At 46.0% G+C, this 16,081-nt stretch carries 12 protein-coding genes; 2 read left to right on the top strand and 10 right to left on the bottom strand.

Going from position 1 to position 16,081, the window contains the following annotated elements:
* Positions 1-50: 50 nt before the first annotated feature.
* Positions 51-1,241 carry an FG-GAP repeat domain-containing protein gene (locus B7P33_RS00080; protein ID WP_097439937.1) on the top strand — a complete coding sequence of 397 codons (1,191 nt, stop codon included), beginning with the start codon at positions 51-53 and terminating at the stop codon, positions 1,239-1,241.
* On the opposite strand, the gene B7P33_RS00075 is transcribed toward B7P33_RS00080, so the two are convergent.
* The 8 genes from B7P33_RS00075 to B7P33_RS00040 form a co-directional block, all read right to left on the bottom strand.
* Entirely contained in the window at positions 1,238-1,975 is a 738-nt protein-coding gene (locus tag B7P33_RS00075; protein WP_097439936.1) for a creatininase family protein, read from the bottom strand. The two genes, B7P33_RS00080 and B7P33_RS00075, sit on opposite strands and share 4 nt — an antisense overlap.
* Positions 1,975-3,198 carry a Tm-1-like ATP-binding domain-containing protein gene (locus B7P33_RS00070; protein ID WP_097439935.1) on the bottom strand — a complete coding sequence of 408 codons (1,224 nt, stop codon included), beginning with the start codon at positions 3,196-3,198 and terminating at the stop codon, positions 1,975-1,977. The genes B7P33_RS00075 and B7P33_RS00070 overlap by 1 nt, the downstream gene beginning before the upstream one ends.
* A 5-nt stretch (positions 3,199-3,203) precedes the next feature.
* Complete coding sequence (locus B7P33_RS00065) at positions 3,204-4,067, bottom strand: phosphoenolpyruvate hydrolase family protein (protein ID WP_097439934.1); 864 nt, start codon at positions 4,065-4,067, stop codon at positions 3,204-3,206.
* A 65-nt stretch (positions 4,068-4,132) separates the two neighbouring features.
* The gene (locus B7P33_RS00060; RefSeq protein ID WP_097439933.1) at positions 4,133-6,100 is read right to left on the bottom strand and encodes a bifunctional aldolase/short-chain dehydrogenase; all 1,968 of its coding nucleotides are present in this window, start codon (positions 6,098-6,100) and stop codon (positions 4,133-4,135) included.
* A gap of 209 nt (positions 6,101-6,309) precedes the next feature.
* The gene (locus B7P33_RS00055; protein ID WP_097439932.1) at positions 6,310-6,945 is read right to left on the bottom strand and encodes a YceI family protein; all 636 of its coding nucleotides are present in this window, start codon (positions 6,943-6,945) and stop codon (positions 6,310-6,312) included.
* Positions 6,946-7,010: 65 nt separating this feature from the next.
* Positions 7,011-8,213, bottom strand: coding sequence for a bifunctional alpha/beta hydrolase/OsmC family protein (locus tag B7P33_RS00050; RefSeq protein ID WP_097439931.1), 1,203 nt, complete (start codon positions 8,211-8,213; stop codon positions 7,011-7,013).
* 6 nt (positions 8,214-8,219) lie between these two features.
* Positions 8,220-8,918 carry a DUF2490 domain-containing protein gene (locus tag B7P33_RS00045; protein WP_172435809.1) on the bottom strand — a complete coding sequence of 233 codons (699 nt, stop codon included), beginning with the start codon at positions 8,916-8,918 and terminating at the stop codon, positions 8,220-8,222.
* A 169-nt stretch (positions 8,919-9,087) separates the two neighbouring features.
* A complete protein-coding gene (locus tag B7P33_RS00040) occupies positions 9,088-12,312 on the bottom strand; it encodes a WD40/YVTN/BNR-like repeat-containing protein (RefSeq protein WP_097439929.1) in 3,225 nt (1,074 codons plus the stop codon).
* Positions 12,313-12,541: 229 nt separating this feature from the next.
* Here B7P33_RS00040 and B7P33_RS00035 point away from each other — a divergent pair, with 229 nt between their 5' ends.
* Entirely contained in the window at positions 12,542-13,309 is a 768-nt protein-coding gene (locus tag B7P33_RS00035) for a hypothetical protein (protein ID WP_097439928.1), read from the top strand.
* A gap of 11 nt (positions 13,310-13,320) precedes the next feature.
* Here B7P33_RS00035 and B7P33_RS00030 read toward each other — a convergent pair whose 3' ends face one another.
* On the bottom strand, positions 13,321-14,580 hold the full coding sequence (locus B7P33_RS00030) for a metal-dependent hydrolase family protein (protein WP_097439927.1): 1,260 nt from the start codon (positions 14,578-14,580) through the stop codon (positions 13,321-13,323).
* 5 nt (positions 14,581-14,585) lie between these two features.
* A complete protein-coding gene (locus B7P33_RS00025; RefSeq protein ID WP_097439926.1) occupies positions 14,586-15,962 on the bottom strand; it encodes an amidohydrolase family protein in 1,377 nt (458 codons plus the stop codon).
* Between the last annotated feature and the right edge of the window lie 119 nt (positions 15,963-16,081).

Below are 16,081 nucleotides of genomic sequence, written 5' to 3'. Positions count from 1 at the left end.
TCAATTTTTGCAGATCTATTCTGTATCTTACCCAAGTATTTCCTATTTCTATGAAGCATTCTATACTTTTATTAATCGGTTTGGCGTGGCTCTTTCAAGTAGAGGCCCAAACGGAAACCTCCGCATCTTTCGAAAAAATACAACTCACGGCCGATTATCTTTCCGAAGGCATAGACGCTGGTGATTTAAATGGTGATGGGCATTTCGATGTAGTCGCAGGGGCCCAGGCCTGGTTAGGCCCCGATTTTAGAAAAACCTTTTTGTTGGATTCCCTTAGAAAGTTCCCTTTGACCGGACCCGGCCTTTCAGGCTATTCCAAAAGCTTTTTCAATAGGGTAGTGGATTTGGATGGAAGTGGATTGGCCGACGTGGTCCGTATTGGGGTTCCCGGTAGTCCGGCTCAATTGCTTTTGGATCCGGCCCAAAAAAGCATTTCCGGAACCTATGATCGTCAGTGGGAAGACATGGGCAATGAGTCGCCCATTTTTTTCGGGCATAATGGGGTACCAAGTCTAGTGGCTTTTTCAGGAGGTAGTATCCGGTGGATTTCCTTAAACGGTACTATTGATGCTAGCATCAGTAAAAAGGATAAAAAAAGATTTCCCGTATTCATACATGGTTTAGGGGTAGGGGATATCAACGGTGACGGACGAATCGATGTTTTGGCCAATGCCGGATGGTGGCAGCAACCCCAGGATTGGAAGGGCGAAAGTGTCCCCTGGGAATTTCATGCCCATAGGTTTTCCAAAGGTCAGGGCGGGGCCCAAATGCCCGTTTTTGATGTGGATGGCGATGGGGATGCCGATGTGATTTCGGCCTTGAATGCCCATGCCTACGGACTGTCGTGGTTCGAGCAAGTAAAAGATGATGCTGGCCAAACATCTTTTAAGGAACATCGCATTTTGGCGGATACGCCTACCGAAGGTGAATTCAACTTTAGCCAATTACACGCCATGGAAGCAGCCGATATGGATGGCGATGGGGTTTTGGATATCGTAACCGGTAAATGCTTTTATGCCCATAACGGAAGGGATCCCGGAAGCCATGATGGTGCCGTACTTTATTGGTTTAAGACCCAGCGGAATGCTGACGGCTCCGTAAGTTTTGAACCCCATTTAATCGATGGCGATTCTGGGGTAGGCCGTCAAATCCAGCTTAAAGATATCAATGCCGATGGAAGACCCGATGTGTTGACCTCCAATAAGAAAGGCGTATTCGTTTTCTTGAATACCTTAAACTAAGCTTCCACAAGTTCTACCACACCTTTTAGTAAGGCCTGGGTCAAGGCTTGGGCTTGTTCTGGCTGGTAATCCCTGGGGTCGTCTCCCAAAATACCGAACAAGACATTTTCTGGGTCCCGTCTATGGGCACCCCAGCTATCACCATCCGGGTCATTGGCTGGGAATTCGGTCTGGTCCGGTAATTCATTTAAATGTACCCGATCAGGGTGTAACTGCGCCAATACCGATGTTTCGAATAGGGCCCCATGATCCCCCGGCATAGCAACACCAGGTAAATCGCTGATCGAGAGACATTTCAAGCGCAGGCTACTGGCGTTGGCATCCCATTCGTTTTGTAATTCGGCCATCAAAGCCATTTGTCTACGGCCGAAATGACCTGTAAATAGTACGGCTTGTTCAATGCCAAAATCGGACAATCGGTTTAGGGTGTCTAGGTATAATTGCTTTAGGGTTTCCTCTTTTTCCACACAAATGGTCCAAGGGTGGTGGCCAATACTACCTGTCATTCCATAATACAATGGGGGCATAACCAATCCGCCAGTTTGTTCACAGGCTTGTAAACACAGACCGTGGGCAGTCATGGCATCTAAACCAATGGGCAAGTGGTGTCCGTGGTATTCCAAGGCCCCCAACGGTATATAAACCATCGAGCGGAGGGCCAAGGCTGCCTCGATTTGTTTGGGTCTTAAACGCTCTATCCGCAAATGTGCCAAGCGGCTTTCCCAGTCTTGCATTATTGTTTTTCTATTAGTGAAATCAGTAGGTCGGCGGCTTCGGTTACGAATTCGGTATCTTCTATATAGGCATCGCGTTCCATTAGCGTAATCCCTTTAGGTAATTTTTCCTTGATACGGGCAAAGAATGCAGCGTCGGAAACTTTGTCCTCCAGAGCCCCTCCGGGTTTCGAGTAATCGCCCACCCCTTGCAAGGGTAAAAGAAAATAAGCATTCCCTTGGGTATGCTGTAAACGTTCACAAATCGAATCAGCCACCTGCTCCATTTCCTGGGCATTCAATCGCGGTACGAAAACAATAGGACTGTGAAAAACATGGTCGTGATCGGTATAGGCTTCCGGTACTTCGTTTTCGGGAACAAGAATGCCCAAATGTTCGGCCCCGCCAGGGCAAAGAACTTGGGGCAATCCTAATTTTCCGGCAACGGTCAAACGTTCGGGGCCACCGGCTCGGAGTACTTTCCATACATCATCTGCGATTTCGCCCATGGCATAATCGAAAACGGCTCCTATGATACCTTCTTTCATCATTTGTTCCATAGCCCTTCCGCCCGAACCAACGGCATGGAAAACGATGACCTCATAGCCTTTGGCATTAAAATGTTCAATGGCCTTAATGGTACCTTTGGTAATCACCCCAAGATTACTGATCCCGATCAAGGGTTTGTCACTTTTCTGTTGCTCAAAGACACTTCCGGTCTGTGCCATACCACAAGCGGCAGCGGCAGCATTCGAAAGTACTTTTCGGGTGAAGGGGTTTAATTTCAATATATCACTAACCGAGAACATCATGGTAATATCCTTGATACCTACAAAGCTAGAGGTGTCCCCCGAGGCTACGGTAGAAACCATAATCTTCGGAAAACCATAAGGCAAGGCCTGCATAATGTTACAGCAACTGGTGGTGCCCTGAGTACCACCCAGACCGAGTACGGCATGTACCCGGTCTTCGGTGATTAGTTTTTGTAATAATGCGATACTACCCTTCACCATAATGGGGCCAGCCGCTTCCCGTGTCGGATTTTCCAAGATGTGTTGCAAAGGGGTACCACCGGCCTCGGCAATGGACTCACGACTAAGGTCGGCCGTAATTCCGGCCGTTCCGATTACCCCGATATCCATAATCAGGGCATTATCTCCTTTACTTTCTATTTGGTCTTTTAGGTAAGCGGCTTCCTGGTCTTTGGTGTCCAGGGTAACCAAGATGGCTATGGTTTTTGGCATGGGTATTATTTTTGGTCAGGAAAACGTAAGGCGGCAAATTCTTTGGCGGTAGATAGTACGGCGCGTTCAATTGGTAAACGTTCGGTAGACGAACCGGTCCAGATACCATCGATACTGGTGTTGTTCAACATAAACTGGGCATCAACCGGGTCTTCCATAGCTGCGCCATGTGCAATCAATAAAATTTCGGGATGTATCTCGCGCATCACCTTACAGGCTTCTTCGGTACGTTGGGCGGTAACTTCAATGGTCTCCCCTGAATCGTAACCTTTTCTTCCGCCTTTGGTGGTTCCGGCGTGGAAACAAAAAATGTCGGGCTTGGCCTGCTCGACCATAGCGATACTGTCTTCCATATTAAAAGCCAGACCTACGGATACCATATCCATTTCTTTGACCAACTTTAAAAAGTCGATTTCGTTTTGAAAGGTAATGCCACTTTTGTTCAAGATGCGGTATACCTCACTATCCTTATCTACATAACTGATAGACGGACCAATGTTGGAAGCGGAATACACGCCCATATCCTTACATTGCTGTAACATCATACGGCTGTCTTTCAATGGGTCGTTAGCGTTAAGACAGGCACAAACAAAGGCATTGCCCTTAATGGCAGGCATAATGTCTTCGCGGGTATAGTCCAAAGTTTGCTTGTTAGAGTCTAAAATGGGCCACAACATAGACATGGTGCCCATACCATTGGCACGAAGGCGTGCCCCGGAAAAGGTGTTTATACAATCGGCCCCGGCTTCTTCAAGTAGCTGGGCTACCAAACCGGCCCCTGCACTGGCGATAAAGATGGGAACACGGTTTTCTTTTTTCTTTTGCAATTTGGCCAAAATCTCTTGGCGCGATGTTCTTGGTACTATCATGGTAAATGTCTTGTTCGATTTGAATTAAAATCCGCAGGTTTTGAAATAAAAAAGTTTTGTAAGAATTAAATAACACGGTCATTACCCCCGTCAATCGGTATCTGTGCCCCTGTGGTCTTAGCCAATTCGGTGCTTAGTAACAGATAGGTTAGGGTAGCCACATCGGCGGAACGAACCTCGGTCTTTAAGATATTATTGGTTTTATATTCCTCCACGGTAAGTCCGTAATGTTCGGCCCGTTTTTGTAACACTTCGGGGGTCCATAAGGCCGTGTCGTACACGGCGTTAGGGTGTACCATATTGACACGGATGCCTTTGGCGCCCAATTCCATAGCGGCCACCCTGCCCAATTGGGTAAGTCCGGCTTTAGAAACGGAATAGGCCGCAGCTCCGGGACCTGGGGCCGGAACGTTTTTAGAAGCAATAATCACTATCGCAGGGTCATGTCCCAATTCTAGGTAAGGGATGCAAAATTGCATTAACCTTTGGTGACTGGTCACATTGATATCCATACTTTTCTGCCAAATATTGGCATCCATATTGGCAATCTTGGCACTTGGCGGAAAAATACCGGCATTGGTAACCAACATATCGATACCCCCGAAATAATGTACGGTTTGTTCCACGGCTGCTTTAAGCTGCTCGTCTTGGGTAACATCGCAACGAATGCCCAGTACTTCTCTTTGAGGGAAACGGGATTCAATTTCCGGATTAATGTCCAATACACTAACTACCGCGCCTTCGGCGACCAATTTCTCTACACAGGCCTTACCTATGCCATGGAAACCGCCGCTGACCAAAGCTACTTTGCCCTGTAATGGTTTTGGGGTACCAGCCTTGGCCAATTTGGCCTGTTCTAAACTCCAATACTCAATATCGAAAAGTTCTTTTTCGGGTAGGGAGCGCCAGCCGCCCAATTGCTCGGCATTGTATTGGCCTTGCATGGTATGAGCGGTTATATCGCCAATGATCTTTAGGTTTTTAATGGCCCGGCCCAAAGAAACGGTTCCTTTGCCAGGGTTAACTACCCAACGCGGGGCGGGATCTAATTCTTTTTCACCTTCGTTATGTTCTTTGTAATAGCGTATATAATCAGTAACGTAGGCTTCTAGGTTGGCTTCAAAATCATCGCCCGAAACCAAAGGTGTACGTTTGGTATTGATAATATGATCGGGTGCCAAAGTACCTTGTCCGGCCACTTCTTTAATGTTGGGTAGGCTACTATAACCAATGGCCAAGGGGCTGGTATTGACACGGGCCAAAACCGGAGCACCCCACTTTTCACTAATGGCTTTACGTACCTCGGCCACGAATAGGGGAGACATGGGTTCTTTGGCTTCGGCAGCCAAAGTTTTAGCACCTTCTTTTTCTAGATATACTTCGGCCTGGGTTACGATCTCAATCATTTTCTCGTAACTCTTTTTGGCGTCGTTATCGAAGGTAAATACCCCGTGGTTTTCCAAAATCATCCCGTCGATACTATCCCAATCAAATCCTTGGGTAAGCTCATGGATTTGTTTGGCCAGTACAAAACCGGGCATTATGTAGGGTACCATCAAAAGTTTTTTGCCATAGACCTCGCGAATGCGTGCTTCACCATCGGGGGTGTTACAAATGGTGATAACGGCATCGGCATGGGTATGGTCTACGAAGGTGTAGGGGATAAGCGCATGTAAAATGGCCTCTACCGAAGGGTTAGGGGCGCTGGGGTTGGTCATGGCCATACGTTGGTTTTTGACCATATCCATATCGCTTAATTCGGGCAACTCGGCCAGTTTAAGCAGGGTATCCATACGCACGGGCGCAAAACCTTCCTTTTCAATGGTGGCCAAATCCCAACCACTACCTTTTACATATAGTAATTCTTCGGTTTCGCCGAAGATATTCTTTTCACTGATTTTAACTGAGGTATTCCCTCCCCCGTGTAGTACTAGGGATTCATCTTGACCTAAAAGGCGGGAGGTGTAAACGCGTTGGGCCAGCAAATCGTTTGCGAAATCGGCTGCCACTTCGTCGTTCCAAAGACTTTTCATAAATGGTGGACGTTTTATTAAACTATTAAAATACAAAACAGCTTCGGGAGTCCACCATTTTCCCAAAGAAAGTGCTAAAGTAGTAAATACATTGGTACCTATTCCCGAATTTTTTAGTGCATTTTTATCAAAACTGGGGTATTCTTTATTCGAGGGTACAAAAAATCCCGCCGAAGCGGGATTCTATAACTATTTCACAAAAAATAGTTTTAGTGTTTTTCAAAGCTGATGTTGGCATGAACGGCCACATCGCTCCAAGTTTTGCTCACCCCATCGGGTCCTGTATGCAAAACTTCACAAGCTTTATTGATTGAAGCAACGGCCTCCAAGGCGTTCCAATCGCCCATTTCCATGGTGCCCGACACTTTATAGTTGTGGCCATCTACTTGTTCCAAGGTCATGGGAATGCTATTGGTTTCCCCATTTAAGGTAATTTCCATGGATAAAGCTTCCCCGCTAACTGAAAGCTTTCCACTGATTAATTCGGTATTCTTCATGACGCCGAAAAAGAACTCTTTGATCTTGGGGTCACGGGTTCCTGTGGCATCATTGGTAAAAAGGCTAGACACCGGAATCCCGAACTCAATACCGTTCAATGCAGCCAAGGGCGTATCACCTTGTACGGAGTTTTTGATGTTGATTTCGGTAAAACTGCCTCCAACCGGTTTTTTCTCAGTGGTTTTATATGCGGTGAAGCCCACTTTAACGGAATCGTTGACCAATTGGTAACCACTTTTGGTAACCACTTCTTTGGTATCCGCGTCCGTAGTCTCGGCTTTTTTGTTCTCCTTACAAGAAAAGGTTAAGGCTAGGGTCAATAATGAGGCAAATGCTAATTTCTTCATGTGATTGGATTTTTTTCAAAATTAAGCATTATTTGAACCTAAAAACAGCCCTGTATTCGGCAAAATCAATCGACGAGTACCGAAATAATCTCACTGCCTTGTTTTAAGGATTTATGCACGGGGCATTTATCGGCAATCTGCAACAGTCTGTTTCGCTGGGCATCATCCAAGTTTCCCGATAGTTTTACCTTACGTTCATAAATATCCCTTCGATGTAGTTTGCCGTCTATGGTTTCCTTTTCTTGTCGGTGGTTGGTATGTACTTCGATACTGTCTAAAGGCCAACCTTTGCGTCGGGCATACATTTGAACGGTAATAACCGAACAGGACGAGAGTCCGGCCGAAACCAACTCATAGGGCGAAGGTCCAAAATCGTTGCCGCCCAGGCTTATGGGTTCGTCGGCAATTAGGTTATGACGGCCAACCTTCATATAAGTGGTATACCCATCTTCGGCATCTAAGCGGGCCACTACCTGATCTTGTGTTTCTAGAGTCTTGTTTTCCGGTTTGGTGAGGTATCGCTCGGCCCAACCAGCAATAACATGACCCGCATACTGCGAATCGGCAGAGCTACTCAATAAATGATCGGCCCCATCTAAGGAGATAAAACTCTTTGGGTGATGGGCGGCCATGTACAGTAGTTCTGCGTTTTTTATTTCAACGGTTCTGTCTTGCGGAGCGTGCAAGATCAATAAAGGTTTTTTCAGTTGTTTCAGGGTTTGGGGCAGTTGCTGGGTCCTTAAATCGTCTACAAACTGTTTTTTTATGGTAAAGGGTCGGCCACCCAAATCAACTTGAGCCACACCTTGGGATTCTATTTCGGCTAAACTACATTGCAACAAGTGGGTCACGTGTTCGGGGTCTGCCGGGGCACCAATGGTAGCTACGGCTTTGACACTAGGAATTTGATTGGCGGCCAAAATAACCGCGGCACCTCCCAAAGAATGACCAATAATCAAACTTGGTGCTTGGTAATCGGTTTCCAGAAAACGGGATGCCGCGATAAGATCATCGATGTTTCCCGAAAAATTGGTGTCTGCAAAATCACCTTCACTTTCGCCTAATCCAGTAAAATCGAAGCGAAACACCCCAAAACCTTTAGCGGTTAGGGCTTTACTGATATGCCGAACTGCGGAAAGGTTTTTGGTACAGGTAAAACAATGGGCGAACAGGGCAAAATTATGTGGATGACTGTCAACCGGTAATTCGAGCCTCCCGACAAGTTGCTGTCCGGAGAGATTTGTAAAAACAAGTTTTTTTGAAGGCATAAAGACTTAAGGCGTAGATTTTTTCCTTAAGTCGGGATTAAAAGAAAAACCTATCCAGATTCGGTGATAATTGGCCTGTCTGAAATCTACGTTCAAATAACCCAACTGTACTTTAGAGTTGGAAGTTATATGCCTGCCAATCCCGATAAAGAAACGGTTTTGGTTATAGAATTGATTCTGTAGGTTTAGGAAAATCTCATCGTTGATAACCCCATAATACTTTTCCCCAATGGGAACAGTGGCCTGTAGACGATATCTAAATCGGTGCTGCGTATCTAAAACGCGCGTATCTAGATTATTAAAAAAGCGTTGTTCTTGCCTAAATCGGTGGGCCCACTTTACCTTTTCGTTCCCATGGGAGTAATTGAACTGTTGAAACAAACGGTTTTCCAATAATTTATTGGTTACGGGTGCCCCGGGCAGGCCGTCTCCAAAAGATGGGTCGAAATCGGAATACGCATAACCCAAAGAGAAGGTAGCCTTTTTGTTTAAGTGATAGTTTAGTGCACCTACATATAAAGTTTGGTTACGGTTTTTGTTCATCTCCCAGTAATTCAATTGGAATTCGGTGAAAATGCTGAACTTCTCCGAGACTCTTGTAGTACCAAAGTATAGATACCAAGTGGCCCATTCGTCTGAACCGGTTTGGGCCTTGGCCGAGATTATAGAAATTAAGAAGACTAGGGTTACCGCTATCCTTTTCATGAAATGGTGTTTATAAACCGGCATATAATAAGGGCTAGTGTTATAGGCTGGCCTTGGTTTAAGCAAAATGCCCGTTTGGGCCTCTGTTATTGGGTTAAAAAAAGCGAAATATAATAACAAAGGTTGACTTACGCCAACCTTTGTCCATTTCAATCCTTGTCTTACAAACCTATTGATCCCCTAACCGGAATTTTTCGGTTTTCTTGAATGGGCTTAGGTTTAACCCTTGGATCATTTCTTCGTAAGGGCCCCATTTCTCGGTATAAAAAGTATTGGTTTTATCCAAGGCCTTAGTGAGGTCGTCCTTAATATAACCGATCATATCGGTTTCTGTTTTGGTCACACCCTTTTGTCGTGTTTGCACATAGTAATTGGTCATTCCCATACGCTGCATTACAGTGACTTCCGGATTACGGGTTATACCTTGCCGTTTGTCTTCCTTGCCTATATACAGGGCAACAATAGAATCGATGGACTTTACGATATCCTTGGAAGATTTTATGGCATCCTTATATTTCTCCTTATCGAGGTCCGAAAGCCTTTTAGAAAGCTCGTTGGCCGTTTTTTTGCTGGTGTTCAATTGCTTTACGGCATCGGCAGCTTTTTGGCTGTACCCTTCCAGTTCTTTGGTAGCGGCATAGACCTCGTTCAAGGCCTTTTCAGAGGTTTGGATCCTCGGATCTGCCTTAACCGTAATCTGGGTCTCGTCGGTCAGTTCGCCATAGGCTACTTTTACCGTATAGGTACCCGGTAAAATGGTGGCACCACTAGGTTCGTTTTTCCGTTTCGACAATTTTCTTGAAGGCCTATCGGCCCCTTTTTCGTCCAGGTTCCAATAGATTCTATGGAAACCGGCCTTTTTAGGGGTTTTATATTTTAAGGTACGGATCAATTTGTCGCCTTTGTAAAAAGTGAAGAAGACCGAATCTTTGGTCTTTTCCTTCTTTTTATCCGCATCTTCTGAATCCCCGCTTTTTTCCGCTGCTTTCTTCTTGTCGTCTTTAGAGTCGGTCTTAGGTTTTGCTACCGATTTTAAATAATAGGTGATCATGGCACCGGCCTTGCGGTTTTCGCCATGGTACATGGCATCGGCCCCAAAACGACTACCGGTGGGCTGTTGGTAAGCGGCCAAATAGGCATCCGGACTTGGGAAAAGGCTGATTTCCTTATCCAGAACGGCAGTATTTCCGGCAATGGCCCTAAGCGGACGGATATCGTCCAACACCCAAGCGGCCCTTCCGAAGGTACCTATGATCAAATCTTGTTCACGCTCATGAATGGCCAGATCTTTGGTAGACACGGTTGGGAAGCCTTCCGTCCATTTTTTCCATTGGTTGCCCGCATCTAAAGAAACATATAAACCATCGTCGGTACCCAAGAACAACAGATTTGGGTTTTTGGGGTCTTCGATAATGGATAGCGTATAACTCTGTACATCGTTTTCATCGACGATACGCTCCCAACTCTTACCATAATTTTTGGTGCGATAGGCATATGGGGTATAGTTGAAACGACGGTAATCGTTGGCGATCAATAAGGCTTCCCCTTTGTTTTTGTTCGATGCCTTGATCTGGGCGATCCAACTTCCGGCAGGTAGGCCTTTGATGTTCTTGGTAACCTCGATCCAGTCTTGGCCACCATTTTGCGTATAATGTACCCGTCCGTCATCCGAGGCGACCCATAGCATATCTTTTTCCAAGGTCGAAGGTTCTATGACCAATAGGGTACAGTGGTTTTCGGCCCCAGTGGCATCCATGGTGAGACCACCACTTTCCGATTGTTTTTGTTTTTCAGGATCATTGGTAGTCAGGTCTGGGGAAATAACCGTCCAGGTTTCACCTTTGTTGGTGCTTTTGTGAACGAACTGGCTCCCGAAATAAACCGTGCTATTGTCAAAGGGGTCTTGCCCAATGGCCGCATTCCAATTAAACCGAAGCTTGGTGGTGGCATCGGGCGGGGTAGGACGTACGATATAATTGTTACCGGTCTGCCAATCGTAACGCGAGACAAACCCTTGTTGGCTCATGGCATAACCATAACGTGAATCGTCTTTATCGGGTACCACATCGAAACCATCACCAAAGGCGATTTCTTGCCAGTAGGAGTTTCGGATACCCTGGACACGCCAAGTATAGGCTGGTCCACGCCAGGAACCATTGTCTTGCATTCCACCATAAACGTTATAAGGATATTCGTTATCGGTGCTGATATGATAGAATTGGGCTACGGGCAAATTACCGATAAAACGCCAGCTTTTACCACCATCTTTGGTAATGTTCAAACCACCATCGTTACCATCGATCATAAACTGACCGTTGGTAGGGTGAATCCACCAGGCGTGGTGATCGGGGTGCACCCCGTTGCTAACCCCATAGGCGGGCATCAATTGTTTAAAGTTCTTTCCACCATCTTCAGAAACGTTTACATAGGTGAAAATTGAGTAGACACGGTTCTCATTCTGTGGGTCTACATAGATTTCGGAATAGTAGAACGGGCGGTTGCCAATATCGTTCTTATCATTGATTTTCTTCCATTTAAAACCGCCGTCTTCCGATTTATATAGGGCATTCTTTTTGGCTTCGACCAAAGCGTAGACCACATTGGGTTTTCCTGGGGCAATGGCAATTCCGATACGCCCAAGATCGCCCTTGGGCAAGCCGTCTTCGTCGTTCAGTTTTTTCCAGTTGGCACCCCCGTCATGGGTCATATATAGACCACTGCCGGCCCCACCCGATTTAAAGAACCAAGGGTCGCGTTTATGCTCCCACATGGCCACCAATAGTTTGTTCGGGTTCTTGGGGTCCATAACCATATCGGCTACCCCGGTTTTATTGTTTACGAAGAGGATTTTCTTCCAAGTCTTTCCGCCATCGGTGGTTTTGAACACGCCTCGTTCTGGGTGTTCTCCCCAAGGGGAACCAATGGCGCCCACATAAACCGTATTGGGGTCGGTGGGGTCGATTACGATACGGTGTACATGTCGTGTTTTTTCAAGCCCCATGGCCTTCCAGGTCTTACCGCCATCTAAAGATCGGTATACGCCATAACCCCCATTAAGGCTGTTTCTAGGGTTACCTTCACCGGTACCTACCCAAATCACCGAAGGATTTGATTGTTGAATGGCCAAGGCACCAATGGAGGCCGTAACCTCTTTATCGAAAATCGGTTTCCAGGTGATTCCACCGGATTCCGACTTCCAAAGTCCGCCGGATGCGGTTCCGGCATAGATGATGTCGGGGTTGTCATGAACCACATCTATAGCGGTAACCCGGCCACTCATACCACCTGGGCCAATATTTCGGGGTTTTAGGTCTTGAAGTAATTTCATGTCCAAGGTTTGACCGAACATGAAAGGGGATACGAAAAGCATCCCTAAAAAGAGTAGTTTTTTCATTGAGAGTAGTTGACTAATTAGCCCGCTAAAGATAGGGAAATGCTAGGCTAGCTTTCTTAAAGATCTGTTAAGGAAACCGAGGGTCGTTCACTCTTAAGAAATTACGTTTACCCCTTCATTCGTTGTATTTCGTATGTTTTTGGTGGTTTAACAGGGAGCGGATTTTCCACATTTGTTCAAAATCCTATTTTTGTGGGCTCAAACTAACCTAAAGAAATAAAACAGACCTATGAAAAAAATACTACCCCTTATATGTTTTGTCTTGGCAAGCAGTTATAGCATTGCCCAGAAAAAAAGTGAGCTGATTGCCCAGGTGGCCCGTTTAGAGGACCAACTACGGGCCAAGGAAAGTGAAATTGCCGAAGCCAAGCGTAATGAAAGCTCGAGTTTGGCCAAGGCCACTGAGTTCGAAAAACAAGTTACGGAACTTAAAGATGCCAATAAGGCCTTGTTGACCAACTTAAAGAACTTTGCCGAAGTTTCGAGTAAGAACTCTGAAAATGTAGAAAAGGCCTTAGCGAGTTTAGAGGAAAAAGAAGATCAGATTGCCGTGGTTACCGATGCTTTTTCGAAAAACGATTCTTTGGCCATTGTGTTGTTGACCTATGCCAAGGGGCAATTTGGAGACCAGGCGAAAATGGGGGTTGAAGAAGGCGAACTACAGCTTACGATGGATCGCAGTTTGTTCTTTGATGAAAAAGGAGGCGTTAAACCAGAAAGTGAGACTTGGTTGGCCAAGGTAGCGGCCCTAGCGGCGATAGACCCGAATCAATTTCTCACCCTTGGGGTACTGACCAATACCGGGGAATTTGAAAAGGCTGACAAAGAGGCTTTTGCCTTGGGCAAGCTTTTACAGGAAAAGCACCAGGCCGATCCAAAACAAATGCTGGCCAAGGCCCAAGACGGTGGATTTAAGGAAGGGGTTCGTTTTACCCTGCATCCCGATTACCACAAATTTTACAGCATGGTCAAAGAAAAACTAAAAGCGAAAAAATAACCTTTTACTGATTATTCTTCGATGGATTGATTTTTGATCAATTCGCCGTTGAGCATAACGAACGAAACCTCACGCATGGCTTTAATGTCCGCCGTGGGGTTTCCTTTTACGGCAATCAGATCGGCCAAAAAACCGGCTTTAACCTGTCCGAGGTCTTTAAAATGTAAGATTTCGGCATTGCCCGAGGTGGCTGTTCTCAAAACATCTTTTGGCGACATGCCATAATCTACCATGAGTTTCATTTCCCGGTAGTTCTCGCCATGGGTAAACACCCCGACATCTCCCCCAAAAACTATGGGTACGCCTACCTCTAATGCTAATTGGAACGATTTTCGCTTTTGTTGTATACGTTCCGGTTCGGGTTCATGTCCCTTTTTCCATCCCCGGTATTGGGTAATGGCATCGCCAGCGGCCAAGGTGGGGCAAAGGGCCACGTTTTTCGATTTCATCAATTCAAAGATATCGCGGGTACCCCCATCGCCATGCTCAATGGTTTCTACCCCGGCCAAAACGGCCCGGCGCATTCCTTCGGGGGTACTGGCATGGGCCACCACCCAGCGTCCGGCACTGGTGGCGGTTTTAACCAAAACATCGAGTTCCTCTTGTAAAAAAGTGGCTTGCGAAGCCTCGCCCGGGTGCCAGCGGTAATCGGCGTACACCTTGATCAGATCGGCACCTTGGCCTAATTGGCGCCTAGCGGTGGTGATTATACCCTCGATCCCACTGGTGGGTTCGGCCCCCAAAGGAACTTGTACGCCGTCGTGGAATCCCTTTGGGCCATAAGCACCGGTGGCAACGATGGCCGGTCCGGCAACCATAAGTCTAGGCCCACGGATAATGCCTTTCGCAATACTTTGTTTTACGTAAACATCGGTATAACCAGCGCCTTCGGCCCCCAGATCCCGCATAGCGGTAATTCCGGCCATGAGACTATTTTCTACATGAACACTGGCCCGAATGGCCCTTTCTGCTGGTGATTCCTTTAATACCTGGTCGTTCCACGATACCTCGTTGTACGGATGGAGCAGAATATGGGAATGACCTTCGATTATTCCAGGCATCAAGGTTGTGCCGGGTAGTTTGATATAGTTGCCTTTCAATTTTCTGGTCTTAGAGGTTGGCCCCGCATAGGTTATACGTTCGCCCTCGACCACAACCACCCAATCTTTATGCATTTCAAATCCGTCGAAAACCCGATCGGCCTTTAGAATGTATTGGGCCTGGATGCTTAATGGGACTAAACATAATAAGAGGAGTACTATTTTTTTCATGGAATTCAGTTTTTTGCTTGGGGATTATAGGGTACACCGGATTTTAGGGTCAGGTATATATCTTGGAGTGACTCAATTTGTTGTAGTGGGTCACTATTCAATAAAAGTATGTCGGCAATCTTGCCTTGTTCTAGGCTGCCAAATGCATCTTTGTCGAGCAAGTCTGGGCCATTTACAAAGGACGATTTTAAAGCGTCCAAAGGAGGTATACCCGTTTTTACCATGGCGGCCAATTCTAGATGCAGCGATATCCCCGGATATACATAGGCATTGTAGGCACCATTGTCGGAACCGGCCAAAAGAGGAACCCCAGCGGTATAAAGCTTATAGGTGAGCTGCTGAAAGAAGGTGTCCAAGGCTTTTCTTTTTTCACGGGTTTCCGTACTACTTCTTTCAAATCGTGAAATACGCCCTTGGTAGGTGTCGATAAAATCTTGGGGTAGTTTACTTAAAAAGGCATCTTGACTATGATCAATTTCATCTAAATAACTTAAAGTGTGTCCAATATGCAAGGTAGGCACCACGAACACCCCTTTATCTTTCAGTTTATTGAAAAAAGCCTGGGCTGTGGTTTCTTCATAAGATTCTAGTAACAAGGGTAGGGCCTCCCAAAAGCCCATGCTTCCGTCTTGGATGGCTGCCGTAATTTCGGTTTCCTTTGAACTACAGGCCTTTAGTACGAAATACAAATGCTCTATACCATCCAACCCGGCATCAATGGCTTCATTCACTGGGATGGAATAGGGGAGGTGTCCGGTAACCTTCATGCCTCTTTTTTCGGCTTCCCGAATAGTTTCCAGATACAAGGCTCCGTCAATGGTGCTATCGTAGAGTTTTACAAAATCGACTTTTAGTTTTTGTAATGAATCGAGGGATTTTACTATGTCCTGTGGATTCGCAACCTCAAATGAACCTGCCCAAGTAGGGCTTTTTCCATCTATTTTAGGGCCAGAAGTAAAAATTGTTGGACCCATACGCGTAGCTTCTTCAATTTCTTTTTGCCAAAGCCGCACATGGGAAGTAAGATCCCCACCGGCATCCCGTACGGTGGTTATACCATAGTCTAGGTAAAATGGTAGTAGGTTGGCATTAGCCTGTACCAAGTTTTCGCCTCCTCTAAAGTGCACATGATTGTCCCAAAGCCCAGGTAGTGCATATTTGCCTTTGGCATCAATAATTTCTTTTGTAGATACTAGGGATAATTCCGAAGGAGGGATTACATTTTCGATACGGCCATTCGTAATGCCCAGGCTTAAGGTCCTATAGGTACCGGAATCCAATTGAAGTACTTGGGCATTTTTAATCAAAACATCGTAAGTGGGAGTATTGGGTCCACCACAAGAAAAGGTCAAAACCAAGGATAAGAAAAGAAGATTCCGCATAGGCAGTTGTTTTGGCCAAGGTACATAATTAGACAAAATTAGCAGGCCAGAGAGAGTCATAGATCTCTTTTTGAAAACGTTTTCGTAAGCCGCTAAAGTCAATTTTGGCGCTATTGGTA

The sequence above is a fragment of the Sediminicola luteus genome (genome assembly GCF_002514735.1).
Taxonomy (GTDB): Bacteria; Bacteroidota; Bacteroidia; order Flavobacteriales; family Flavobacteriaceae; genus HQA918.
This window is presented reverse-complemented; position numbering and strand designations above follow the sequence as displayed.

What these genes read in the sequence shown, in the direction of transcription:
- B7P33_RS00065 (WP_097439934.1), bottom strand. Translation starts at nt 4,067, where the DNA reads ATGATAGTACCAAGAACATCGCGCCAAGAGATTTTGGCCAAATTGCAA.
- B7P33_RS00080 (WP_097439937.1), top strand. Translation starts at nt 51, where the DNA reads ATGAAGCATTCTATACTTTTATTAATCGGTTTGGCGTGGCTCTTTCAA.
- B7P33_RS00075 (WP_097439936.1), bottom strand. Translation starts at nt 1,975, where the DNA reads ATGCAAGACTGGGAAAGCCGCTTGGCACATTTGCGGATAGAGCGTTTA.
- B7P33_RS00035 (WP_097439928.1), top strand. Translation starts at nt 12,542, where the DNA reads ATGAAAAAAATACTACCCCTTATATGTTTTGTCTTGGCAAGCAGTTAT.
- B7P33_RS00070 (WP_097439935.1), bottom strand. Translation starts at nt 3,198, where the DNA reads ATGCCAAAAACCATAGCCATCTTGGTTACCCTGGACACCAAAGACCAG.
- B7P33_RS00040 (WP_097439929.1), bottom strand. Translation starts at nt 12,312, where the DNA reads ATGAAAAAACTACTCTTTTTAGGGATGCTTTTCGTATCCCCTTTCATG.
- B7P33_RS00055 (WP_097439932.1), bottom strand. Translation starts at nt 6,945, where the DNA reads ATGAAGAAATTAGCATTTGCCTCATTATTGACCCTAGCCTTAACCTTT.
- B7P33_RS00030 (WP_097439927.1), bottom strand. Translation starts at nt 14,580, where the DNA reads ATGAAAAAAATAGTACTCCTCTTATTATGTTTAGTCCCATTAAGCATC.
- B7P33_RS00025 (WP_097439926.1), bottom strand. Translation starts at nt 15,962, where the DNA reads ATGCGGAATCTTCTTTTCTTATCCTTGGTTTTGACCTTTTCTTGTGGT.
- B7P33_RS00060 (WP_097439933.1), bottom strand. Translation starts at nt 6,100, where the DNA reads ATGAAAAGTCTTTGGAACGACGAAGTGGCAGCCGATTTCGCAAACGAT.
- B7P33_RS00050 (WP_097439931.1), bottom strand. Translation starts at nt 8,213, where the DNA reads ATGCCTTCAAAAAAACTTGTTTTTACAAATCTCTCCGGACAGCAACTT.
- B7P33_RS00045 (WP_172435809.1), bottom strand. Translation starts at nt 8,918, where the DNA reads ATGAAAAGGATAGCGGTAACCCTAGTCTTCTTAATTTCTATAATCTCG.